Here is a 23,965-nt window from a genome sequence, read left to right on the forward strand (position 1 = left end):
CATATCAATGCTGAATGTGCCGACGCCATCGCGGGCAAGCCTCGCTCCTACAGGAATCACCGCTACACCTGAGCGAGGCTTGCCCGCGATGGCGGCGGTGGGATTGGCGTTGTGTGTTAGTAGATCCCGGGAATCAATCGCCAGCTACGGGCGCAGTAGGCTTCGTATTCACTGCCGAATTGTGCCTGTAACAGCGCTTCTTCGGCACGAATGCGAGCGATCAGCGGGATCAACATGAGCGCCACCAGCAGCAACCCGACGCCGGAGCGGAAGGCCAGCGCCCAGCCCACACCATTGATCAGCAGTCCCAGATAACTGGGGTTGCGCAAGTTCCGATAAATACCGTCAGTGACCAGGCGATGCCCCGGCTGTATCGCCACCAGCCCGCTGAAGCGTTTGCCCAGTACAAACACCGGCCACATCCGCAGCGCGCCGCCGCCGACGAACAACAGCGCGCCCAGCCAGCGCACGCCTTCGCCACCGAAGGTCCAGAAATCGACCCGGTCGGTGTAGGCCGGCAGATACCCGCTCAATAACCCGAGCACTCCAAACACCGGCAGTACCCAGCGATTGGCCCGGTCTTCATGTTCGCCGGAGCTCAGGTTGCCTTCGCTGAACAAAGACACAATCGCCATCACCAGGGTTGCAAGCGCAATGAGCACCAGCGGCGGGTGGGAGAAAAAAGCCGCCAGGCCACCCAGCCCGAACACCGCGAGGGCGAGGTAGGCAAGGGTGCTGAGGAGGGTGAAAAAGGCGAGTCTGGCCGAGATTTTCATGACTAACTTCGCAAAGGGCATATGCCACAGTGTAGATACCGTCTTGAACCTCACCACGCCAGCGCGTTGTCACCAGGTCGGTAGCCGCGAGGCAGGGTGAACTAAGCTTGGATAAGGATGAGCCTGGTCGTTCATCCCCGGCTCATTGAAAGATTTCGACGAACCGGCGCTATCACAAGGAGCACACGATGCTTCACATCAGAACCCCCCTGATTCTGCACCCAGGCCTGTCGACCCCGGCCCGGCGTATCTGGCTCAAGCTGGAAAACCTGCAACCCAGCGGCTCGTTCAAACTACGTGGCATGGGCTTGCTGTGCAGTCAGGCAGCGGAGCAGGGCAAGCGCAAAGTTGTCTGTCCTTCCGGTGGCAACGCCGGGTTGGCCACCGCCGTGGCCGCCGCCAGCCTGGGGCTGAAAGCCTGCATCGTGGTGCCGAACACCACCCCGGAAACCACCCGCGCCAGGATCAGGAAAACCGGTGCCGAGGTGATCGTTCACGGCAAGGTCTGGGACGAAGCCAATCAACGGGCGAAAGAACTCGCACAGGGCGCGGACACTGAATACGTGCCAGCCTTCGATCATCCGGTGTTGTGGGAAGGGCACAGCACGATGATCGATGAAATCCTCGAGGACTGTCCTCAGGTCGATGTGTTGGTGACGTCGGTGGGCGGCGGAGGTTTGCTGGCCGGTCTGCTCACTGGATTGATTCGTCATCAGCGCATGGATTGCCGGCTCGTTGCGTGCGAAACCCAGGGGGCGGCGTCGTTCGCTGCTGCCGTCAGTGCCGGCCACCCAGTCAGATTGCCGCGCATCGATACTGTCGCCACGTCACTTGGCGCGGCGCTAGTGGCGGCCTGGCCGGTGCAGCACATCCTCGACTTTGCGCACGAATGCGTGGTGCTCAGCGATGATGAGGCGATCATGGGCGTGGTTCGTTACGCCAATGACCTGCGCCAGTTGGTCGAACCGGCATGCGGCGTTTCGTTGGCGGTGGCCTACCTTGACCATCCGGCGATTGCCGAGGCCCATGATGTGGTGATTGTGGTGTGCGGCGGCGTCAGCATCAGCGCGCAGTTGGTGGCCGGCTGGGCACGCCTGTCCGCCGGGGTGGAAAAAAGCAGTGCTGAGGCAAAGCAGAGCCAGCGACACTATTGAAGCGCTGGCTCTATCACTGAGGCTTTACTGGTTTTCCTGAACCAGAATGGCCTTGGCCAGCTCTTCATCGCTTGCCTTCAGATCAGGATGGGTTTGCCGGATCTGTGTCAACACAGACTCCAGATAGGCACCGCGAATCGTCCCGCCGCTGGCAACAAAGCTGGAGGCGTCATCCCGGGCAGGGATCATCATTTTATGGTCCTTGAACGTCGAGTACAGCGATGCGGAAACCCCGGCCGAAGTGGCGACATCTTTTGCATCGACATCGGCCATGGCCGAACCAACGGGCAAACAAAGCACTAGTGAAGATATGAGCAACAGACGGCGCATGACGGCGTTCTCCGAAAGCGTAAAGGAAGTACCACATAATTTAGGATGTCTGGCAGTGCTCAGGAGTTCCCTGCCGATTCGATATAGGCACAGGATCGGGAGCGAGGGCTGGCTTGAATGAATGGAGGGCAGGTGAGCGTCGATATCGAATGTGTGGTGGTCGGGGCCGGTGTGGTCGGGCTGGCGGTGGCCAGGGCGCTGGCTCGGGCCGGGCGAGAAGTGATTCTGGTCGAGGCAGGCGAGGGGATTGGCGTCGGCATCAGCTCGCGCAATTCGCAAGTGATCCACGCCGGCATCTATTACCCGAGCGGCAGTCTCAAGGCGCAATTGTGCGTGGAGGGCAGGCAACGGCTGTACGCCTTCTGCGATGAGCGCGGCGTCGATTACCAGCGTATCGGCAAGCTGATCGTGGCCACCGATGACCGTCAGCGCCATGCCTTGCAGGCGTTGCTGGAGCAGGGCCGGCGCAACGGCGTCGATGACCTGCAATGGCTGGATGCCGGGCAGGCGCGGGCGCTTGAACCGGCGTTGTCCTGCGTTGCCGCGCTCTGGTCGCCGTCCACCGGCATCGTCGATTCCCATGCCCTGATGCTTGTGCTTCAGGCAGATGCTGAAGCGCGCGGTACTTCGATAGCCTTTCACACGCCATTGGAATCGGGCCGTTGCACCGAGCAGGGGTTCGAGCTGCACATGGGGGGGGCTCAGCCGATGACCTTGAGCTGTGGTCAGTTGATCAACTGCGCGGGATTGTCCGCGCCTGAAGTGGCGAGCCGGATCGAAGGCTTGCCAGCACAGCACGTTCCCAAGGCCTGGCTGTGCAAGGGCAGTTATTTCAGTTTCAGCGGCCCGGCGCCGTTCCGGCATCTGGTTTACCCGGCACCGGAAAGCGCCGGGCTGGGCGTGCACATGACCCTGGACCTGGGCGGTCAGGCGCGTTTCGGGCCGGATGTCGAATGGGTCGAGCAAGTCGATTACCGCGTCGATCCCCGCCGTAGCGAAGGTTTCTATCAGGCGATCCGGCGTTACTGGCCGGCGTTGCCCGATGGCAGCTTGCAACCGGCCTACAGCGGCATTCGCCCGAAAATCAACGGGCCGAGCGAGCCCGCCGCCGACTTTGTCATCAGCGGCCCGGATGTGCATGGCGTGCCGGGGTTGGTCAACTTGTTCGGCATAGAATCGCCGGGGCTGACCAGTTGCCTGGCGCTGGCTGAACGGGTGGTGGAAATACTAGCCGCTCCACATTCCTTGTAGCCGCTGGCGCAGCCTGCGTTCGGCTGCGAAGCAGTCGTAAAACCTGCCCATACGGTTTACCTGATAGACCGCAGTGCCTGAATTCACGACTGCTGCGCAGCCGAACGCAGGCTTCGCCAGCTGCTACACAGGTCGCCGCGAAGGTGCCGGTTATCAGTGACTGTGATGCCATTCACCGCGAGGGCTATTCTTGGCAATGCGCCCATCGTCATGGGAGACCTCTGATGATCAACGTACGCACTGCCCGCATGCTCGCCGATTACAAGCGCTGGGCCGATCAACGCCTCTTCGACAGCCTGATGTCGCTGCCACCGGAGGAACTCAACCGCAAACGGGTGTCGGTGTTCAACAACATCATCGGCACCTTGAACCAGACCTATGTGGTGGACTGCATCTGGCGAGCCCATCTGGAGGGGCGAGGGCACGACTTCAAAACGTCCCATGACCTGCTCCATACCGAACTTGCCGAGCTGCGAATGGCGCAACAAGAGATCGATCAATGGTTCTGCGGATGGAGTTCAGCACAGACCGACGACTCGCTGGATAAACCCATCGAGTTCACTTTCGTGTCGGGGGAAAACGGAGTCATGAGCGCTGGTGCGATGCTGTTGCACGTGGTCAATCACGCCAGCTATCACCGGGGCTGGGTGATCCAGATGTACGTCGAAATTCCGGCCATGCCGCCGATCACCGACCTGTCGGTGTTTCTGCGCGAGGTTCCGGGGTACTGAGTCAAACCCCGCCAACTTCCCGGCCCAAACAAATCCCACGGGTGATGTGTCAGTTCAGGAGATTTGGGTCAGGCCTGAGGAATCAAACTCTGCCGGCAATCAAGCACCAACAGCGCCCCACCCAGCTCGCTGCTGCCCACTTCCAGCGTAAACCCATGCAGGCTGACAATCGCCGCGACGATCATGCCTACCTTTGTGGCGAGCGAGCTTGCTCGCGCTGGGCTGCGTAGCGGCCCCAAAAATCTGACAACCATTGCCGACTTTTGTGAGTGCTGCGCACTCAAGCGGGAGCAAGCTCCCTCGCCACAGGTTTCTCTGGCTCAAGATTCTCTTAGGTGAACAGCATTGCTCCCACAGGAAGCTTCTTTGTGATGGTGATGGAGTCAGGCCTGAAGAATCAAACTCTGCCGACAATCAAGCACCAACAGCGCCCCACTTCCAGCGTAAACCCGTGCAGGCTGACAATCGCCGCGACGATTATGCCTACCTTTGTGGCGAGCGAGCTTGCTCGCGCTGGGCTGCGTAGCGGCCCCAAAAATCTGACAACCATTGCCGACTTTTGTGAGTGCTGCGCACTCAAGCGGGAGCAAGCTCCCTCGCCACAGGTTTCTTTGGCTCAAGATTCTCTTAGGTGAACAGCATTGCTCCCACAGGAAGCTTCTTTGTGATGGTGATGGAGTCAGGCCTGAGGAATCAAACTCTGCCGGCAATCAAGCACCAACAACGCCCCACCCAGCTCGCTGCTGCCCACTTCCAGCGTGAACCCATGCAGGCTGACAATCGCCGCGACGATCATGCCTACCTTTGTGGCGAGCGAGCTTGCTCGCGCTGGGCTGCGTAGCGGCCCCAAAAATCTGACAACCATTGCCGACTTTTGTGAGTGCTGCGCACTCAAGCGGGAGCAAGCTCCCTCGCCACAGGTTTCTCTGGCTCAAGATTCTCTTAGGTGAACAGCATTGCTCCCACAGGAGACTTCTTTGTGATGGTGATGGAGTCAGGCCTGTGGAATCAAACTCTGCCGGCAATCAAGCACCAACAGCGCCCCACCCAGCTCGCTGCTGCCCACTTCCAGCGTAAACCCATGCAGGCTGACAATCGCCGCGACGATCGACAGGCCCAGCCCGAAACCGCTTTGCGGGTTGCCGCCCTCGGTGCGATAGAAACGCTGAAACACCGCCTCACGCTCGGCCAGCGCAATGCCGGGGCCGGAGTCGAGTACTTCAATCCGCGTATGCCCGGTGTCATTCACTCCACGCAGAATCACCTTGCCACCCGGCGGTGTGAATTTGATCGAGTTGCTCAGCAGGTTCGCCACGGCTTCGAACAACAGCGCCCGGTCACCGTTCAGCCGGGGCAGGGATTCGGGCAGTTGCAGCTCAAAGGTCAGTTCGTCTTCTTCCGCCAACGGCAGATAAAAGTCATGCAGCTCTTGCAGCAATGGCACCGGGTCCAGTTGCACGAAACCGGAACGGCGTTGGCGATCCTCCAGTTCGGAAATTCGCAACAAGCCACGAAAACGCGCCATCAAGGTATCGGCCTCGCCGAGTACGGAGTCGAGTTGCACGGCCAGCGTCGAACCTTCATCGGCCTGCTGCTGAATCCGGTACAGCTGCGCCCGCAGGCGCGTCAGCGGCGTGCGCAGGTCATGGGCGATGTTGTCGCACACGCCCTTGACCTCATGCATCAAGCGTTCGATGCGTTCGAGCATGGCGTTGACGATGGCGGCGAGCATGTCCAGTTCGTCACGGCGATTGGACAGCGGCAGGCGTCGGGTCAGGTCGCCGGCGACGATGGCTTCGGCGCTGGCCTGGATCGCCCGGATCCGCCGCAGCGGGCGCCGTCTCAATAAATGCCAGCCGGCGATGCCCGGCAAAATCGTCAGCGACACGCCCCACAGCAGCGCGTGCAGGATGATCCGGGTCACGGCAAACAACGAACCGTTGTCCCGCACCAGCACCAGCCAGCGTCCGTCCAGGGTCCGGGTCGCGACGGCATCGCAGCTGTCGGCGGGCAGGGTCGGGTCGTTGGAGTCGGCGCAGTCGTCGAGCATGTGGATCTTGCTGTCCATCGGCAGGCCCTTGGGGATCTCGCGCAGGGCGCCGCTGAGGTAGCGCTGCTGGTCATCGAACAGACCATAGGCATCGATGCCGCGAATGTCGAAGGTCATGCTGGCCGAGAGGGCGTCAACCAGTTGCTCGCCCGAAAAGCGTGAAAACAGATGCTGACGTTGCATCAGCGAATGTTTGGCCAGGGTGTCCAGGTAGCTGGACACCTCGTAGTACATGACCCCCATGAGAATCCCGCTCCAGGCTACGAACAGCGAACTGTAGAGCGCCAGCAAGCGGCTGCTGGAGGAACGCCAGCCTTTAGAGGGGTTCAGCAATGGCATAACCCGAGCCTCGCACGGTCCGAATCAGTGGGACTTTGCCGGGCGGGTCGATCTTTTTGCGCAGACGGCCGATGTGCACGTCGATCAGGTTGGTGCCGGGGTCGAAGTGATAACCCCAGACCTCTTCGAAAATCATCATTCGCGACAAGATCTGCCCGGTGTTGCGCATCAGAAATTCCAGCAACTTGTACTCGGTGGGCAACAGCGTGAGCAACTGGCTGTCGCGGCTGGCCTCGTGGCTGATCAGGTTCAGCTCCAGATCAGCCACGCGCAATGTGGTGGCCTGGGCGGTCACGGTGTTCTGCCGGCGCAGCAGAACCTCGACTCGGGCCGCCATTTCATCGGTGGCGAACGGTTTGGTCAGGTAATCGTCGCCGCCGGCACGCAGGCCGCGCACCCGTTCATCGACATCGGAGAGGGCGCTGATCATCAGGATCGGCGTGGCCACGCCCATGGTCCGCAGGGTGGTGACAATCGCCAGGCCATCGAGCTCCGGCAGCATGCGATCAAGGGTGATCAGGTCGTAGTCGCCGCTGACCGCCCGCTCCAGGCCTTCGCGGCCATTGTCGACCCAATCCACGTCGAGGCCGTGGCTACTCAGTTCGGCGACGATTTCCCGGGCGGTCACAGCGTCGTCTTCGATGGTCAAGATGCGGGTCATAGGGCTTGCCTGATAATCGGTTCAATACGAAGTGGGGCTCATTTTGCCAACAATTACGCAGAGCTTTTTAAATTAACTTTCATGTTGCATCGAGAGTCTGGCCAGAACGTTGATATCATCCGGCCATAACTCTAAAGGGAAGTTGCACTGTGCGCACTTTAATAGGTCGTGGCTGGATGCCGATATTTCTGCTGTTGTTGTGCCTGTTCGGCTCATCCGCCTGGGCCGCCAACACGCCGTGTTCGGGAAAGAAGGGCGGTATCGATCGTTGCGACGGTGATCTGTTCCTGTGCAATGACGGCTCCATCAGCGGCTCGAAGAAAAGTTGTTCGGCGATGTTTGGCGGTAAAGAACAGGCGCGACCGCAGACGTTGTTACAGGATACCGATGGCTGCGCCTGTGGCACCGGTACCTTCTGCACCGGGCCAAGAGGCGGGGTGTATTGCCTGACGCCCGGCGGCAACAAGAGTTACAAGCGCAAGTAATTCGTTTAGCGCAATGCATAAAACCCGCCGCCGGTGGCCGGCTCCTTGCAAACTGCATGACCTTGAGAAGTTCATTGTTTTCAACTAATTGAAAAATAACGATTTATTTAAAGATCACGACTGGCACGCTGACTGCATTTTCTCGTTTGACGAGTTGTAATACCTGCCTGGAGTGATACAACAATGAATAGATCTTCTGAGGGTTTTTATCCTGCCGCAGATGAATCCAGCACGCTATCGGGCGTGTCCTGGGGCGCGATATTTGCCGGCGCCGCGGCTGCGGCGGCATTGTCGTTGATCCTTGTGCTGCTTGGTTTCGGTCTGGGTTTTTCGGTGGTTTCGCCGTGGGCCAATGACGGCATCAGCGCCAAGGGCCTGGGTATCTCGACGATTGTCTGGCTGGCCTTTACCCAGATTGTGGCTTCCGGGCTTGGCGGTTACATCGCCGGTCGCCTACGAGTGAAGTGGGCGTACCTGCATGGCGATGAGGTTTATTTCCGTGACACGGCCCATGGCTTTCTGGCCTGGTGTGTGGCGACGCTGGTGACCGCGACCCTGGTGGTCGGCTCGGTCAGCAACATCGTCAGCGGCGGCGTGCAGGCCGGGGCGACGGTCGCTGGCGGTGCCGCCAACGCCATGACCCGGGCTGCCGGCAGCGCTGTCGGCAATACCGACAGTGATCCGTACGGCTATTTCATCGACAGCCTGTTTCGCGATGATCGCCCGGCCGCCGTTAGCGATGAGGCCACTAATGGCACTGTTACCCGGATCTTCGCGCGCAGCCTGAGCAACGACGGTCAACTGGCGGCCGAGGATCGGGCCTACCTGGCGCAATTGGTCGCGCAGCGGACCAACCTCACGCAAGCGGATGCCGAACGTCGTGTCGATGAAGTCTATGCCCGCACCCAAAAAGCCATGGCCGACGCCAAACAAACCGCGCAACGAGCGGCTGACACCGCGGCCAAAGCCGCGGCGTGGACGGCGTTATGGATGTTCGTCGCGCTGCTGGCCGGTGCGTTTTTTGCCAGCCTCGCCGCGACCTTCGGCGGTCGTCGCCGGGATGCCGTGGAGTATCTGGAGGCCGACGCCTACGTGACCACCACCACAACCACCACGCTGCCACCTGTTCGCTAACCCAGGAGAACTCCCATGCGCTCATTACTGCTGTTCTTTCTCGGTGTTCCGATCCCGATCATCATTCTGATTGCCCTGCTCACGCATTGACTCCCCGAGGCGCTTGTCTACGCCGCTTTTACTTCAGGTAGAAGCGGCGTTTTTCTTTTCGGCCCCTGAAGCAGCGAGAATCCCCCTGTGGGCGCACAATACGCTTCCACTTTTCATTTCGTGTTGCCTGACAGGAGAAATACCTTGGATAAAAAGGAAAGCAAACGGCAACTGGTGGCGATGCTCGAAAGCGGGCATTCGAAGACCGAAATTTTCAAGACGCTGTCCGGCGGGGAGGTCAAGGATCCGGTGCTGACGCTCATCGGTGCCGGGATCACCTTGGGCATGGTGTTTTTTGTCGCTTATCTCAAAACACTGCTGTTCCCGGACCTGGGCTTCCTCGGCTCGAAGAAGGTCAAAGGGCACTACGTGTTTTCCAACTGACGATCGGAGACGAGCGCGGCAGCTTTTACTGGCCTGGATCAACATTTCGTTCGGCGATATGCCTTACCGTGAACAATCCAGGCCCCTGCTGCGACATAGACTACGGTGCATCAGCGCGCAGCTGATGCGCTATCGAAGTGCCCGGGCAGGCCCACTCGATGTTGCATATCATCGGGCCCCGCAGGTGTAAGTGCAGCATGGAGCTGAACAACCCTTACCCGAACTTTTCAAGGATGAACGTCGCAATGCAACGCCTAGACAGAACCTTCGATATCCAGCCACTGGTGCAGGCGGACCTGACCGTGCGCATCAATGGCCAGACGGTCAGCGCCGCCATCGGCGAAACCGTGCTGACCGTCATTCAATCACTGGGTATGCGTCAGGTGGCCCGTAACGATCACGATCAAGTCAGCGGTGCCTATTGCGGCATGGGCGTTTGCCAATGCTGCCTGGTGAAAATCGATGGCCGACACAAACGTCGCGCCTGCCAGACAATCGTGCGTGAGGGCATGAGCGTCGAAACCCGGGTCAACCGTATCGCCGGGCAGGAGGTGCTATGAGCCTGCGTCCGGTGATCGTCGGCGGTGGGCCGGCGGGTATGGCCGCGGCCATCGAGCTGGCCCGGCACGGTGTGCGTAGCACCTTGCTTGAAGAAGCCTCACGGCTCGGCGGGGTGGTCTATCGCGGCCCCTTGCGCGATAACGTTCAACTGGATTATCTGGGGCCGCGCTATTCAGAAGTGTTGGACAAATTGCACGGGGAGTTCCGGGAGCAGTCGGGCCTGATCGACGTGCGCTTGAACCATCGCGTGGTCGGCGCCGAAGGAACTCGTGCACTGGTGCTGCTGGACGCTGACGAGCGCTTGCAGGAGATCGAGTATTCGCAGTTGCTGCTGGCTGCCGGTTGCCATGAACGCAGCGTGCCGTTCCCCGGCTGGACCCTGCCCGGTGTGATTCTGCTGGGTGGTTTGCAACTGCAAATCAAAAGCGGCGTGGTTAAACCTCAGGGGCCGGTGGTGATCGCGGGCACCGGTCCATTGTTGCCATTGGTGGCCTGTCAGCTGCACACGTCCGGGGTGACGGTTGCCGGCGTTTACGAGGCCTGCGCGTTCGGCAAGATCGCTCGGGAAAGCCTCGCGCTGTTGAACAAACCGCAGCTGTTTCTCGATGGCTTGAGCATGCTCGCGTACCTGAAACTGCACGGCATCCCCATGCACTATGGCTGGGGTGTGGTCGAGGCACAGGGCGAGGGCGAGTTGAATTCGGTGACCGTCGCGCCGTACTCCAGCACCTGGGAACCGGACCTGAGCCGCGCCGAACGGATTGCCGCGCAGACCCTGGCAGTCGGTTACGGCTTTATTCCACGCACGCAACTCAGTCAGCAAATGGGCCTGAACCACGGCTTCAGCGATGACGGTTATCTGCGGGCCAGCGCCAACATCTGGCAGCAAAGCAGCGAACCCCACGTGCACCTGGCCGGTGACATAGGCGGCATTCGCGGTGGCGAGGCGGCCATGCTCGCGGGAAAAATCGCAGCGGTGTCGATCCTGCTGCAACGCGATGTACTGGGCTCGGAACTGGCGCTTGTCAGGCGTGACCGTTACCTGTCCAAGCTCAAGTCCATCGTGCGTTTCCGCGCCGCCGTCGACCGCTACACCGAACGCGGTGCCGGGCAAACCGCATTGCCGACGGCCGACACGGTGATCTGCCGCTGTGAACACGCGACCCGCGCCGACATCGATCGGGCATTGGGGCAGGGTGTGCAAGACCTGGCCAGCCTGAAAATGCGCACCCGTGTGAGCATGGGCGATTGTCAGGGGCGGATGTGTGTCGGGTATTGCACCGACCGTTTGCGCGAAGCCACCGGCCGGCAAGACGTGGGCTGGTTGCGACCGCGTTTCCCCGTCGACCCGATTCCTTTTTCAGCGTTTCAGTCTGTCGGCACGGAGGCCGCAAGTCATGAGTAAGTTTTACGACGTGGTCATTGCCGGCGGCGGTGTGATCGGGGCGTCCTGCGCCTATCAATTGTCCAAGCGCAAACACCTGAAAGTCGCACTGATCGACGCCAAGCGTCCCGGCAACGCGACCCGCGCTTCGGCCGGCGGCCTGTGGGCGATCGGCGAATCTGTGGGCCTGGGGTGCGGGGTGATCTTCTTTCGCATGATGTCGGCCAATCGCAAGCGCGAAGCCCAAGGCGCGGCCGTGGCGGTGGACTCCAGTACGCCGCACATCCTGCCTCAGTCGTTCTTCGATTTCGCCTTGCAGTCCAATGCGATGTACCCGGACCTGTACCGGGAGTTGCAGGAAAACCACGGGATGGATTTCAAGTTCGAGAAGACCGGCTTGAAATTCGTGATCTACGACGACGAAGACCGGCTCTATGCCGAGCACATCGTCGCTTGTATTCCGCACCTGGCGGATCAGGTGCGCTGGCTCGATCAAGCCGCGCTGCGCGAAGCCGAGCCGAGTGTCAGCCATGAGGCGAGGGGGGCGCTGGAGTTTCTCTGCGACCATCAGGTCAGCCCGTTCCGCCTGGCTGATGCCTACACCGAAGGCGCGCGGCAGAACGGTGTGGATCTGTATTTCAACACCAACGTTACCGGCGTGCTGCACCACGGCACGCGGGTCAGCGGCGTGCAGACCACCGAGGCCGGCGTGTTCCATTGCGACACGCTGATCAACGCCGCCGGTGCCTGGGCCGCCGACCTCAGCGAGCAGGCCACCGGCATTCGCATCCCGGTCAAACCGGTGAAGGGCCAGATCCTGCTGACCGAACGCATGCCGAAGATCCTGCAAGGGTGCCTGACCACCAGCGACTGCTACGTGGCGCAGAAAGACAACGGCGAAATCCTGATTGGCAGCACCACCGAAGACAAAGGTTTCGACGTGACCACCACCTACCCGGAAATCAGCGGCCTGGTGCAAGGCGCGGTGCGCTGCATTCCGGCGCTGGCCGACATCAATCTGAAACGCTGCTGGGCAGGGTTGCGTCCGGGCTCGCCGGACGAGCTGCCGATACTCGGGCCGATGAAAGGGGTGGAGGGTTACCTGAATGCCTGCGGACATTTCCGCACCGGCATCCTGACGTCGGCGATCACCGGCGTGTTGCTGGACAAACTGGTGAACAACGAGCCGTTGCCGCTGGATATCACACCGTTTCTGGCGGATCGGTTTGAAGGGGTGCCGGAGGTTGAATCGAAGGGAATGGAGTTGGCTTGAGGACGCCCGCATGATGATCGTTCCCACGCTCCGCGTGGGAATGCCGCCCCGGACGCTCCGCGTCCGATATGACGCAGAGCGTCATTGGATGCATTCCCACGCAGAGCATGGGAACGATCGTTGTGGCTCAGTTAATCGGCGTACCGACAAACACCTCAAGCCCCTCGGCATACTCTGTGAACGCCCTGATCCGCGCAAACTGCGTGGCATCCACCTGATCCGGCACCACCAGGTTGGTAAAACTCCAGGCCACCGCCAGGGTTATCCCGTCCTGCGCAATCGAGCCGTCGGTCTTCAGCGGCTGTTTTTCCAGTTCCCGCTCCAGCGCCGAATATGCCGCGGCCAATTGCCCTTCGACCCGTTCCATCCAAGGCGCGTACTGAATCTGCGCTGGTCGCAAGCTGCGTTCGTAGTAAAGCTGCACCGACTTCTCGCACGCCGCCAATGCCAGGCCGATCAGCCGCAGCGAGCGCAAGCGTTGCTTCAGATCGTTGGGTATCAGGCTTTTACCCGGCGCGGCCAGAGCCTCCAGGTAGTCGATGATCAGCGTCGAATCCATCAACACCTCGGCGTCATCCAGCACCAGGGTCGGCGCCTTCACCACCGGGTTGATCTGCTGGAACTGCTCGAAGTTTCTGAACACCGAAACCGACTCATGCTCCAGCGGTATGCCCAGGCATTTGGCGGAAATGGCGACGCGCCGCACGTAGGGCGAATCCAGCATGCCGATCAGTTTCATTGAGCCTCTCCTTACAGACGGTCCTTGGGGATGGACAACCTTAGCCGAGGTTCAGCGACCTGCAAACGGTTTCGCGCTAATCCTCAGGCCTATTGTTCATCCTCGAAGGCTAATCCTCAAAGCCTGCCTGCTCATGAATCTCGTCGACCTTCAATTCCAGTCGATAAGCCACGGCGATAAACAGCGCCTGGCACAGGCACAAGGTCGCGCTCAACGAGCGGAAGGCAAACGAACTGCCTTCGTTGACCAGCAGCACGGTGTTGGCGCGCTTGGCCAAAGGTGAAAGGTTGCTGTCGGTGATGATCAGGGTTTTCGCCTGATGGTGCTGGGCAATACGCAAGCAGTGCTGGGTTTCCTTGCCATAGGGCGTAAAGCTGATGGCGATCACCAGGTCATTGGCGCGCACGCTACGCATCTGCTCGCGGTAACTGCCGCCCAGACCCGAGACCAGGTGGATGCGTTTGTTGGTGTGTTGCAGGTTGTAGACCAGGTAATCGGCCACCGCGAACGAGCGGCGCACCCCGACCACGTAGATGTTGTCGGCATTCACCACCAGGTCCACGGCTTTGTCGAAGGCCTGGTCATCGAGTTCCAGCCCCAGCCGTTCGATGCCCGACAGGGTGGCATTGATGCATTCGCGCGCCAGGTCGCCGCCGCTGGCTTTCTGCGACTTGTTGGCGATCATGCTGCGGATGCGCTGCTGGTAGTTCTGTACCGGCGTGGTCTTGTGGGTGTACGCCTCGCGAAACAGCGCCTGCATTTCACTGAAACCGCTGAACCCGAAGCGCTGGGAAAACCGCACGATGGCCGACGGGTGCACTTCGCATTCGCGGGCGATGTCGCTGATGCGGTCGACCATGATCCGGTCGCTCTGCTGGCTCATGTAGCTGGCGATGCGTTTGAGCTGGCGCGGCAGGCTTTCGTACTCGTTGGTGATCAGCTGCAGCAGACGCTCGGCATTGATCGGGGGGCTGGCGAGATCGCTGTCGGGCGTGCTCTCGGTCGTAGCCGGCTGATCGGTGCTGGACATAAGGAATCCTTCTGGCTTGTTCTTATAGGGATGACGAATAGTCATCCCCTGACAATAGGTTGGCTGTGCGCAGTCTACAGGGTAGGCCCGAACAAAATCTTGAGCTTGCAGTCGGCGTGCGGTTTGCTGAAACGATGCACTGTGTCTGGAACGCTTGTGCCGAAGTTTATTGGAAAAAATATTCCACGTAAAAAATATATAGAATAAATATTGATTATTCGGTCCGGCTCGTTTTAGTCTGCATCCACCAAGAGTGTTCGGCGCCTTCATCGCCCCGAACGCAGGCTGATAAAAATAACAGGAGCCAGCATGGGCCAGACTCGTTTTGCCAGTGGGCGTCAATTGGATCTGATTTGCCTGGGACGCCTTGGCGTCGACCTTTATGCGCAGCAAGTCGGGGCGCGGCTGGAAGATGTTTCAAGCTTCGCCAAATACCTGGGTGGTTCGTCCGCCAACATCGCTTTCGGCACCGCTCGGCTGGGATTGAAATCGGCGATGCTGAGCCGGGTAGGGGACGACCACATGGGCCGCTTCCTCGTTGAGTCCCTGACCCGTGAAGGCTGCGACGTCAGCGGCATCAAGGTCGATCCGCAACGCCTGACCGCCATGGTCCTGCTGGGCCTCAAGGACCGCGAAACCTTTCCGCTGGTGTTCTACCGCGAAAACTGCGCCGACATGGCGTTGCGCGCCGAAGACATCAGCGAAGCCTTCATCGCTTCCAGCAAAGCCTTGCTGATCACCGGCACCCATTTTTCCACCGATGGCGTCTACAAGGCGAGCATCCAGGCGCTGGAGTACGCTGAAAAGCACAACGTCAAACGCATTCTCGACATCGACTATCGCCCGGTACTCTGGGGCCTGGCCGGCAAGGCAGATGGCGAAACCCGTTTCGTCGCCGACCAGAACGTCAGCCAGCACGTGCAGACAATCCTCCCGCGTTTCGACCTGATCGTCGGCACGGAAGAAGAATTCCTGATTGCCGGCGGTTCCGAGGATTTGCTCACCGCGCTGCGCAACGTCCGGCGCCTGAGCGCGGCGACGTTGGTGGTCAAGCTCGGCCCGCAAGGTTGCACGGTGATTCATGGAGCGATTCCGGCGCGTCTTGAATACGGCGCGATCTATCCCGGCGTGCGGGTCGAAGTGCTGAATGTGCTGGGGGCCGGCGATGCCTTCATGTCCGGCTTCCTCAGTGGTTGGCTGGAGGACGCCAGCGACGAGCGTTGCTGCCAGTTGGCCAATGCCTGCGGTGGCCTGGTGGTGTCGCGCCATGCCTGCGCCCCGGCGATGCCGACCCGCGCCGAACTCGATTACCTGTTCAACAGCCCGGTGCCGATCACTCGGCCGGATCAGGACGTGGTGTTGCAGCGTCTGCATCAGGTCAGCGTGCCGCGCAAACAGTGGAAGCAACTGTTCATCTTTGCCTTCGATCATCGCGGGCAACTGGTGGAACTGGCCCACAAGGGCGGGCGCGACCTGAGCGCTATCTGTGAACTCAAACAACTCTTTATCCAGGCCGTGGAGCGGGTCGAAGCGGATTTGCGTGAGCAGGGCGTCGACGCCGATGTTGGCTTGCTGGCCGATCAACGTTTCGGTCAGGACTCGCTGAACGCCGCCACCGGTCGCGGCTGGTGGGTGGCGCGACCGGTGGAAGTGCAGGGTTCGCGGCCATTGGCCTTCGAACACGGGCGCTCGATCGGCAGCAACCTGATCGCCTGGCCGCAAGAACAGATCATCAAATGCCTGGTGCAATTCCATCCCGACGACGAGCCACTGCTGCGCCTGGAGCAGGAAGCGCAGATCAAGGGTTTGTATCAGGCCTCGCAAGTCAGCGGGCATGAATTGCTGCTGGAGATCATTCCGCCCAAGGATCACCCGTCACAGCATCCAGACGTGCTGTATCGCGCCCTTAAACGCCTCTACAACCTGGGCATCTACCCGGCATGGTGGAAGATCGAAGCGCAAAGCGCCGAGCAATGGAAACAACTCGACGAACTGATTCAGGAGCGCGATCCGTATTGCCGTGGCGTGGTGCTGCTGGGCTTGAATGCCCCGGCGGCGGCCCTGGCCGAAGGGTTTCAGCAGGCCAGCCAGAGCCAGACCTGCCGTGGTTTCGCCGTGGGCCGGACGATTTTCCAGGAACCGAGCCGCGCGTGGATGGCCGGTGAAATCGACGATGAAGCGCTGATCCGGCAGGTGCAGGGCACGTTCGTCGAACTGATTGATGCCTGGCGCGCGGCCCGGGCTCGAACAAATTGCTGATTGGTGGGGCTTTTTGTGGCGAGGGAGCTTGCTCCCGCTGGGCTGCGAAGCAGTCCCAAATCAACCGGCCCGGTATATCAGGTAAACCGCATTCACAGGTTTGCGACTGCTTCGCAGCCGAGCGGGAGCAAGCTCCCTCGCCACAGGTGATCGGTTGAACATTTTAGAAAAAACAATAAAAGGTGCAGCCATGCCCGCTATCCGAATTGGCATCAACCCGATCTCCTGGAGCAACGACGACTTGCCATCCCTGGGTGGCGAAACGCCGTTGAGTACGGCCCTTAGCGAAGGCAAGGACATCGGCTACGAAGGCTTCGAACTCAACGGTAAATTCCCCAAAGATGCCAAAGGCGTCGGCGACGTGCTGCGGCCCTACGATCTGGCACTGGTCTCCGGCTGGTATTCCAGCCGTCTGGCCCGGCGCTCCGCGGCCGAGGAAATCGACGCCATCGCCAGCCATGTCGAGCTACTGGCGAAGAACGGCGCCAAGGTGCTGGTCTATGGCGAAGTCGCCGACTCGATTCAAGGTCAGCGCATTCCACTGGTCGAGCGCCCGCGTTTTCACACCGAACAGGCCTGGCAGGATTACGCCGAAAAACTCACTGAACTGGCGCGCTTCACCCTGTCCCAAGGCGTGCGCCTGGCGTATCACCACCACATGGGCGCCTACGTCGAGTCCCCGGCCGACATCGACAAGCTGATGGCGTTGACCGGCAGTGAAGTCGGCCTGCTGTTCGATTCGGGCCACTGCTACATGGGCGGTGGCGAACCGTTGCAGGTGCTGCGCAAACACATCGAACGCATCTGTCACGTGCATTTCAAGGACGTGCGCAAACCGGTGGTGCAACTGGCGCGCAACAACCTGTGGAGCTTCCCGGACTGCATCATCAACGGCACGTTCACCGTGCCCGGCGATGGCGATATCGACTTCGGCGCCTTGCTCGACGTCCTGCTGGGCGCCGATTACCACGGCTGGCTGGTGGTCGAGGCCGAGCAGGATCCAGCGGTGGCACCGAGTTACGTCTACGCCAAAAAAGGCTATGACACGCTGCGTGCGCTGCTCGACGAGAGGATTAAGTGATGAGCCTGTTGGTCAAGAGCAATGCCCGCGGTCGGACCATGGTCGAGTTGGGACAGGGTGAGCTGGAATACGTCGGCTTCGCCGCTTACCGCCTGAGCCTCGGCGAAACCCTGCCGGTCAGCGCAGGCGACAAGGAACTGTGCCTGGTGCTGCTCAGCGGTCGGGTCAGCGTCAAAGGCGAAGCACCGGGGCAGGGCGCGTTCGACTGGGACAACATAGGCGATCGCCAGTCGGTGTTCGAAGACAAATCGCCGTTCGCGGTGTATTTGCCTCCCGACAGCCAAGCCCAAGTGGTCGCGCTCAGTGATGTGCAAATCGCCGTGTGCGCCGCCCCTGGCTCCAAAGCCGAAAACCTCGGCCCACGGCTGATCAAACCCGACAGCATGAAACGCAGCGTGCGCGGCAAGGGCGCCAACACCCGTTACGTCTGCGACATCCTGCCGGACACCGAGCCGGCCCATTCGCTGCTGGTGGTGGAAGTGCGTACGCCGTCCGGGCACTCCTCGAGCTACCCGCCGCACAAGCACGACACCGACGATCTGCCGCACCAGAGCTTTCTCGAAGAAACCTACTACCACCAGATCAACCCGCCCCAGGGCTTCGTGTTCCAGCGGGTGTACACCGACGATCGCAGCATCGACCAGGCCATGGCTGTGGAAAACAGCGACCTGGTGGTCGTGCCCAAGGGCTATCACCCGGTCAGCGTGCCCTATGGCTACGAGTCGTATTACCTGAACGTGATGGCCGGCCCGAAACGCGTCTGGCAGTTCCATAACGATCCGCAGCACAGTTGGCTGCTTGAGCTCTGAACTAAAAAGCCTGAATTTCAACATTCAAAGGGAGAACAAGAACAATGAGTGACGCCCCGGTAATAGGCCATTACATCGACGGTCAGGTGCAGGACAGCGGCAACGAGCGGTTCAGCAATGTCTTCAATCCGGCCACCGGCAGCGTTCAGGCGCGGGTCGGGCTGGCCAGCCAGAAGACCGTGGACGACGCCGTTGCTTCGGCCTTGAAAGCTTTCCCGGCCTGGTCCGAGCAATCGTCCCTGCGCCGTTCGCGGGTGATGTTCAAGTTCAAGGAATTGCTCGACCGTCATCACAATGAACTGGCCGAAATCATCAGCCGCGAACACGGCAAGGTGTTCTCCGACGCCAAGGGCGAAGTGACCCGTGGCATCGAAATCGTCGAGTACGCCTGTGGCGCGCCGAACCTGCTGAAAACCGATTTCAGCGACAACATCGGCGGCGGCATCGACAACTGGAACCTGCGCCAGCCGTTGGGCGTCTGCGCCGGGGTCACGCCGTTCAACTTCCCGGTGATGGTGCCGCTGTGGATGATTCCGCTGGCGCTGGTCACCGGTAACTGCTTCATCCTCAAACCCTCCGAGCGCGATCCTTCCGCCAGTTTGCTGATGGCCCGTTTGCTCACCGAAGCCGGGTTGCCGGACGGTGTGTTCAATGTGGTCCAGGGCGACAAGAGCGCGGTCGACGCCTTGCTGCAACACCCGGACATCGAGGCGATTTCCTTTGTCGGCTCGACACCGATTGCCGAGTACATCCACCAGCAAGCCACCTCGCGCGGTAAGCGTGTGCAGGCGCTGGGCGGGGCGAAGAACCACATGATCGTCATGCCCGATGCCGATCTGGATCAGGCGGCGGATGCGCTGATCGGTGCCGCGTACGGCTCGGCCGGTGAGCGCTGCATGGCGATTTCGATTGCCGTGGCCGTCGGTGATGTCGGCGACCAGTTGATTGCCAAACTGTTGCCGCGCATCGATCAACTGAAGGTCGGCAATGGCATGCAGGGCGACAGCGACATGGGGCCCCTGGTGACCGCCGAACACAAGGCCAAGGTTGAAGGTTTCATCGACCAAGGCGTGGCGCAGGGCGCACAACTGATCGTCGACGGTCGCAACTTCAAGGTGCCGGGAGCAGAGAATGGCTTCTTCGTCGGCGCGACGCTGTTCGACAAGGTCACGACCGAAATGAGCATCTACCAGCAAGAGATTTTCGGGCCGGTGCTGGGCATCGTGCGCGTGCCGGATTTCGCCAGCGCCGTGGCGCTGATCAACGCCCATGAATTCGGCAACGGCGTGTCCTGCTTCACCAGCGATGGCGGCATCGCCCGTTCGTTTGCCCGCAGCATCAAAGTTGGCATGGTCGGCATCAACGTGCCGATTCCGGTGCCCATGGCCTGGCACTCGTTTGGCGGCTGGAAGCGCTCGCTGTTCGGTGATCACCACGCTTATGGCGAAGAAGGCATTCGCTTCTACAGCCGCTACAAAAGCGTGATGCAGCGCTGGCCCGACAGCATTGCCAAGGGCCCTGAATTCAGCATGCCGACAGCCAAATAATTCACTTGTGCGGAGAACAATAAAAAATGAGCAAACCCCTGCGTTTCGCCCTGAACCGTATGGTCGCCCCACGCTTGCCCCTGCCTGCGTTCATCGAATTGGCTGTGACGCTCAAGGCCGATGCCATCGAGATTCGCAATGACCTCAAAGGCGTCGAGATCGAGGACGGTACCGCCCCCGAACACGTCCGTGAGCTGTGCGCGGCCAAAGGCATCACTGTGCTGTCGATCAACGCGCTGTATCCGTTCGATGTCTGGAATGACGAGCGCCGTGCACACGCCCTGAAGCTTGCCGCTTATGCCCGTGATTGCGGCGCACGGGGCTTGGTGATGTGCCCATTGAACGACCGCGCCGATCCACGAACCGAAGCGCAGCGTGCGTCCGGCCTGCGCACGGCGCTGAGTGAACTGGCGCCGATCCTGCGTGATCACGGCATCCTCGGTTTCATCGAGCCGCTGGGTTTCGAAGAATGCTCGCTGCGACGCAAACGCACTGCGGTCGACGCGATCAAGGCCATCGGCGGGCTGGATGTGTTCCGCCTGGTGCATGACACCTTCCACCATCACCTGGCCAGCGAACATGAATTCTTCCCCGAGCTGACCGGGCTGGTGCACATATCTGGCGTCGAGGATGCCGAGGCGCCACTGGCGAGCATTCGTGACGGGCATCGGGTGCTGGTGGGCGAGGGCGACATCCTCGGCAATGCGGCGCAGATCGACACCTTGCTCAGTAGCGGCTATAGCGGCTACCTGTCATTCGAACCGTTTGCCGACAGCGTCCATGGCCTGGCGGATATCCAGACGGCGATCGGTGCGAGTATGGATCATCTGCAGAAATCCCTGAGCTGACATCGGATTTGCATACGGAAAAGGTGCAAGCATGACCACAACAAGACTGACCATGGCCCAGGCCCTAGTGAAATTCCTCGATAACCAGTACATCGAGGTCGATGGGGTTCAGAGCAAATTCGTCGCCGGGATCTTTACCATTTTCGGCCACGGCAATGTGCTGGGCCTGGGGCAAGCCCTGGAACAGGACAGCGGCGACCTGATCGTCCATCAGGGTCGCAACGAGCAAGGCATGGCCCACGCCGCCATCGGTTTTGCCAAGCAACACCTGCGGCGCAAGATCTACGCCTGTACTTCATCGGTGGGGCCGGGCGCCGCGAACATGCTGACCGCTGCCGCGACGGCCACCGCCAACCGCATTCCCTTGCTGCTGTTGCCCGGCGATGTCTACGCCTGCCGCCAACCGGACCCAGTGTTGCAACAGATCGAGCAGTTCCACGACCTGAGCATCAGCACCAACGATGCGTTCAAGGCCGTGAGCAAATACTGGGACCGCATCAATCGTCCCGAGCAACTGATGACCGCGGCGATCCACGCCATGCGTGTGCTCACCGACCCCGCCGAAACCGGCGCGGTAACCCTGGCCTTGCCGCAAGACGTGCAGGCCGAGGCGTACGACTACCCCGATTACTTCCTGCAAAAACGCGTGCACCGCATCGAGCGCCGGCCGGCCACCGAAGCGATGCTTGGCGATGCCGTGGCATTGTTCAAAGGCAAGCGCAAACCGCTGATCATCTGCGGCGGCGGGGTCAAGTATTCCGGTGCCAATGCAGCGTTGCAGGCCTTTGCCGAGCGCTACGATATTCCCTTCGCCGAAACCCAGGCCGGCAAGAGCGCGGTGGTGTCCAGCCATCCGCTGAACGTCGGCGGGATCGGTGAGACCGGTTGCCTGGCGGCGAACCTGTTGGGCAGGGACGCTGATTTGATCATCGGCGTCGGCACCCGCTACAGCGATTTCACCACTGCGTCGAAATCCTTGTTCAAGCACCCGGACGTGCAATTCCTCAACCTCAATATCAGCCCTTGCGACGCCCTGAAACTCGATGGCGTGCAGCTGCTGGCGGATGCCAAGACCGGTTTGCAAGCGTTGGCCGATGTGTTGGGCGACTATCGCTCCGGCTGGGGCGAACAACCCCGCCAGGCCAAGGCACAACTGGACGAGGAACTGGACCGCATCTATCAGGTCGAGTACCAGACCCAGGACTTCGTGCCGGAAATCAACGACCACATGGACCCGGCGGTGTTGCGCGAATTCATCGAGCTGACCGGTTCCTGCCTGACCCAGAGCCGGGTGCTTGGCGTACTCAATGAAACCCTGGCCGATGACGCCGTGATCGTCGCCGCCGCCGGCAGCCTGCCCGGCGACTTGCAGCGTAGCTGGCGCAGCAAGGGCGTGAACACCTACCACGTCGAGTACGGTTATTCGTGCATGGGTTATGAGGTGAATGCCGCACTGGGGGTGAAGCTCGCCGAGCCCGAGCGCGAGGTCTATGCGCTGGTGGGCGACGGCTCCTACATGATGCTGCACTCGGAACTGGCGACCTCGATCCAGGAGCGGCGCAAGATCAACGTGGTGCTGCTGGACAACATGACCTTCGGTTGCATCAACAACCTGCAAATGGAACACGGCATGGACAGCTTCGGCACCGAGTTCCGTTTCCGTAATCCGGAAACCGGCAAACTCGATGGCGGTTTCGTGCCGGTGGATTTCGCCATGAGCGCGGCGGCTTATGGCTGCAAGACCTACAAGGTGAACACGGTTGAAGAGCTGCAAGCCGCGTTGGCCGATGCACGCTTGCAGACGGTCTCGACGCTGATCGATATCAAGGTGTTGCCCAAAACCATGATTCACAAATACCTGTCGTGGTGGCGGGTCGGCGTGGCGCAAGTCTCTACCAGCGCCCGCACCGATGCAGTGGCCAAGACCCTCAACGAACGACTGGCCAAGGCCCGTCAATACTGATTGCCCTGAAACGAACAAACAGGAGTGTTTATATGTCGTTGCTTTCTAATTCACTGCGCATTGGCGTCATCGGCACCGGGGCCATCGGGCAGGATCACATCCGTCGTTGCAGCCAGACCTTGCTCAACAGCCAGGTGGTGGCGGTCACTGACATCAATTTGCAGCAAGCAGCCAAGGTCGTTTCCGATTTGAAGCTGACGGCCGAGGTCTATCCCGACGGCCACGGGTTGATCAAGGCGCCGGAAGTCGAGGCGATCCTCGTCACCTCCTGGGGCCCGAGCCACGAAGAGTTTGTGCTGGCAGCCATTGCGGCGGGCAAACCGGTGTTCTGCGAGAAACCGCTGGCGGTCACCGCCGAAGGCTGCCGCAAGATCGTCGAGGCCGAAGTAGCCCTCGGCAAACGGCTGGTGCAGGTCGGTTTCATGCGCCCGTACGATGAAGGTTATCGGGCGTTGAAATCAGTGATCGACAGTGGCCAGATCGGCGAACCGCTGATGCTGCATTGCGCCCACCGCAACCCGACCGTGGGTGAAAACTACAAGACCGACATGGCGATCACCGACACGCTGATCCATGAGCTGGACGTGTTGCGCTGGTTGCTCGACGACGATTATGTGTCGGTGCAAGTGGTGTTCCCGCGCAAGACCAGCAAGGCCCACGCCCATTTGAAAGACCCGCAGATCGTATTGCTGGAAACCACCAAGGGCACGCGCATCGATGTAGAAGTATTCGTCAACTGTCAGTACGGCTACGACATCCAGTGCGAAGTGGTGGGGGAGACCGGCATCGCCAAACTGCCGGAGCCGTCGCAGGTTCAGTTGCGCAGTGGGGCGAAGCTGTCCAACGCGATCTTGATGGACTGGAAGGACCGGTTCATCGCCGCGTATGACGTCGAATTGCAGGCGTTCATCGATGGCGTGCGGGCCGGGCAGGTCGGCGGGCCATCGGCATGGGATGGTTTCGCCGCCGCCGTCGCTGCGGATGCCTGCATCGAGGCGCAGAACAGCGGCCAGATCGTCAAAGTCAGCCTGCCAGATCGCCCCCGTTTCTACGGCTAACCCCGATCCCCCTGTAGGAGCGAGCGGG

The 23,965-nt window shown here is 60.7% G+C and carries 22 protein-coding genes; 16 read left to right on the plus strand and 6 right to left on the minus strand.

Annotated features, from left to right (window positions below):
* Positions 1-116 precede the first annotated feature (116 nt).
* Positions 117-776, minus strand: coding sequence for a methyltransferase family protein (locus tag ACZ9BB_RS06095; RefSeq protein WP_476212970.1), 660 nt, complete (start codon positions 774-776; stop codon positions 117-119).
* A 188-nt stretch (positions 777-964) separates the two neighbouring features.
* Between ACZ9BB_RS06095 and ACZ9BB_RS06100 the strand changes: the two genes are divergently transcribed.
* The gene (locus tag ACZ9BB_RS06100) at positions 965-1,930 is read left to right on the plus strand and encodes a pyridoxal-phosphate dependent enzyme (RefSeq protein WP_476212971.1); all 966 of its coding nucleotides are present in this window, start codon (positions 965-967) and stop codon (positions 1,928-1,930) included.
* 24 nt (positions 1,931-1,954) lie between these two features.
* Here the strand turns inward: ACZ9BB_RS06100 and ACZ9BB_RS06105 are convergent, their stop codons facing one another.
* Complete coding sequence (locus ACZ9BB_RS06105; RefSeq protein WP_476212972.1) at positions 1,955-2,260, minus strand: DUF2388 domain-containing protein; 306 nt, start codon at positions 2,258-2,260, stop codon at positions 1,955-1,957.
* Between the two features lie 132 nt (positions 2,261-2,392).
* Here ACZ9BB_RS06105 and ACZ9BB_RS06110 point away from each other — a divergent pair, with 132 nt between their 5' ends.
* Positions 2,393-3,511: an NAD(P)/FAD-dependent oxidoreductase gene (locus ACZ9BB_RS06110; RefSeq protein WP_476212973.1), complete on the plus strand. Its 1,119-nt coding sequence runs from the start codon at positions 2,393-2,395 to the stop codon at positions 3,509-3,511.
* A 224-nt stretch (positions 3,512-3,735) separates the two neighbouring features.
* Positions 3,736-4,242: a DinB family protein gene (locus ACZ9BB_RS06115; protein ID WP_476212974.1), complete on the plus strand. Its 507-nt coding sequence runs from the start codon at positions 3,736-3,738 to the stop codon at positions 4,240-4,242.
* Positions 4,243-5,236: 994 nt separating this feature from the next.
* On the opposite strand, the gene ACZ9BB_RS06120 is transcribed toward ACZ9BB_RS06115, so the two are convergent.
* Positions 5,237-6,631 (minus strand): sensor histidine kinase, encoded by a 1,395-nt coding sequence (locus ACZ9BB_RS06120; protein WP_476212975.1) that lies wholly within the window; start codon positions 6,629-6,631, stop codon positions 5,237-5,239.
* Complete coding sequence (locus ACZ9BB_RS06125) at positions 6,609-7,292, minus strand: response regulator transcription factor (RefSeq protein WP_476212976.1); 684 nt, start codon at positions 7,290-7,292, stop codon at positions 6,609-6,611. Before ACZ9BB_RS06125 ends, ACZ9BB_RS06120 begins: the two co-directional genes overlap by 23 nt.
* Positions 7,293-7,468: 176 nt before the next feature.
* Between ACZ9BB_RS06125 and ACZ9BB_RS06130 the strand changes: the two genes are divergently transcribed.
* The 6 genes from ACZ9BB_RS06130 to hcnC all read left to right on the plus strand — a co-directional run bounded on the left by ACZ9BB_RS06130 (position 7,469) and on the right by hcnC (position 12,603).
* Positions 7,469-7,777 carry a YdcA family protein gene (locus tag ACZ9BB_RS06130; protein WP_476218212.1) on the plus strand — a complete coding sequence of 103 codons (309 nt, stop codon included), beginning with the start codon at positions 7,469-7,471 and terminating at the stop codon, positions 7,775-7,777.
* 183 nt (positions 7,778-7,960) lie between these two features.
* Positions 7,961-8,911, plus strand: a complete 951-nt coding sequence (locus ACZ9BB_RS06135) for a hypothetical protein (RefSeq protein ID WP_476212977.1) — start codon at positions 7,961-7,963, stop codon at positions 8,909-8,911.
* Positions 8,912-9,145: 234 nt separating this feature from the next.
* Positions 9,146-9,385 carry a hypothetical protein gene (locus tag ACZ9BB_RS06140; RefSeq protein WP_476212978.1) on the plus strand — a complete coding sequence of 80 codons (240 nt, stop codon included), beginning with the start codon at positions 9,146-9,148 and terminating at the stop codon, positions 9,383-9,385.
* A gap of 245 nt (positions 9,386-9,630) precedes the next feature.
* The gene (locus tag ACZ9BB_RS06145) at positions 9,631-9,945 is read left to right on the plus strand and encodes a (2Fe-2S)-binding protein (RefSeq protein WP_476212979.1); all 315 of its coding nucleotides are present in this window, start codon (positions 9,631-9,633) and stop codon (positions 9,943-9,945) included.
* A complete protein-coding gene (hcnB, locus tag ACZ9BB_RS06150; RefSeq protein WP_476212980.1) occupies positions 9,942-11,351 on the plus strand; it encodes a cyanide-forming glycine dehydrogenase subunit HcnB in 1,410 nt (469 codons plus the stop codon). The genes ACZ9BB_RS06145 and hcnB overlap by 4 nt, the downstream gene beginning before the upstream one ends.
* The gene (gene hcnC, locus ACZ9BB_RS06155) at positions 11,344-12,603 is read left to right on the plus strand and encodes a cyanide-forming glycine dehydrogenase subunit HcnC (protein ID WP_476212981.1); all 1,260 of its coding nucleotides are present in this window, start codon (positions 11,344-11,346) and stop codon (positions 12,601-12,603) included. The genes hcnB and hcnC overlap by 8 nt, the downstream gene beginning before the upstream one ends.
* 127 nt (positions 12,604-12,730) lie before the next feature.
* Here the strand turns inward: hcnC and ACZ9BB_RS06160 are convergent, their stop codons facing one another.
* Positions 12,731-13,342, minus strand: a complete 612-nt coding sequence (locus ACZ9BB_RS06160; RefSeq protein WP_476212982.1) for a glutathione S-transferase — start codon at positions 13,340-13,342, stop codon at positions 12,731-12,733.
* A 109-nt stretch (positions 13,343-13,451) separates the two neighbouring features.
* Positions 13,452-14,372, minus strand: coding sequence for a MurR/RpiR family transcriptional regulator (locus ACZ9BB_RS06165; protein ID WP_476212983.1), 921 nt, complete (start codon positions 14,370-14,372; stop codon positions 13,452-13,454).
* 309 nt (positions 14,373-14,681) lie between these two features.
* Between ACZ9BB_RS06165 and ACZ9BB_RS06170 the strand changes: the two genes are divergently transcribed.
* The 7 genes from ACZ9BB_RS06170 to iolG all read left to right on the plus strand — a co-directional run bounded on the left by ACZ9BB_RS06170 (position 14,682) and on the right by iolG (position 23,937).
* Positions 14,682-16,631: a bifunctional 5-dehydro-2-deoxygluconokinase/5-dehydro-2-deoxyphosphogluconate aldolase gene (locus tag ACZ9BB_RS06170; RefSeq protein WP_476212984.1), complete on the plus strand. Its 1,950-nt coding sequence runs from the start codon at positions 14,682-14,684 to the stop codon at positions 16,629-16,631.
* Between the two features lie 190 nt (positions 16,632-16,821).
* Positions 16,822-17,712 (plus strand): myo-inosose-2 dehydratase, encoded by an 891-nt coding sequence (gene iolE / locus ACZ9BB_RS06175; RefSeq protein ID WP_476212985.1) that lies wholly within the window; start codon positions 16,822-16,824, stop codon positions 17,710-17,712.
* Positions 17,712-18,521, plus strand: coding sequence for a 5-deoxy-glucuronate isomerase (gene iolB, locus ACZ9BB_RS06180; RefSeq protein WP_476212986.1), 810 nt, complete (start codon positions 17,712-17,714; stop codon positions 18,519-18,521). Before iolE ends, iolB begins: the two co-directional genes overlap by 1 nt.
* Positions 18,522-18,565: 44 nt before the next feature.
* Positions 18,566-20,068 (plus strand): CoA-acylating methylmalonate-semialdehyde dehydrogenase, encoded by a 1,503-nt coding sequence (locus ACZ9BB_RS06185; RefSeq protein ID WP_476212987.1) that lies wholly within the window; start codon positions 18,566-18,568, stop codon positions 20,066-20,068.
* A 26-nt stretch (positions 20,069-20,094) separates the two neighbouring features.
* Positions 20,095-20,916: a TIM barrel protein gene (locus tag ACZ9BB_RS06190; RefSeq protein WP_476212988.1), complete on the plus strand. Its 822-nt coding sequence runs from the start codon at positions 20,095-20,097 to the stop codon at positions 20,914-20,916.
* Positions 20,917-20,947: 31 nt separating this feature from the next.
* Positions 20,948-22,879, plus strand: coding sequence for a 3D-(3,5/4)-trihydroxycyclohexane-1,2-dione acylhydrolase (decyclizing) (gene iolD / locus ACZ9BB_RS06195; protein ID WP_476212989.1), 1,932 nt, complete (start codon positions 20,948-20,950; stop codon positions 22,877-22,879).
* A gap of 32 nt (positions 22,880-22,911) precedes the next feature.
* Positions 22,912-23,937 (plus strand): bifunctional inositol 2-dehydrogenase/D-chiro-inositol 1-dehydrogenase, encoded by a 1,026-nt coding sequence (gene iolG, locus ACZ9BB_RS06200; protein WP_476212990.1) that lies wholly within the window; start codon positions 22,912-22,914, stop codon positions 23,935-23,937.
* Positions 23,938-23,965: the final 28 nt, after the last annotated feature.

This window comes from Pseudomonas sp. TE3552 (genome assembly GCF_056278945.1).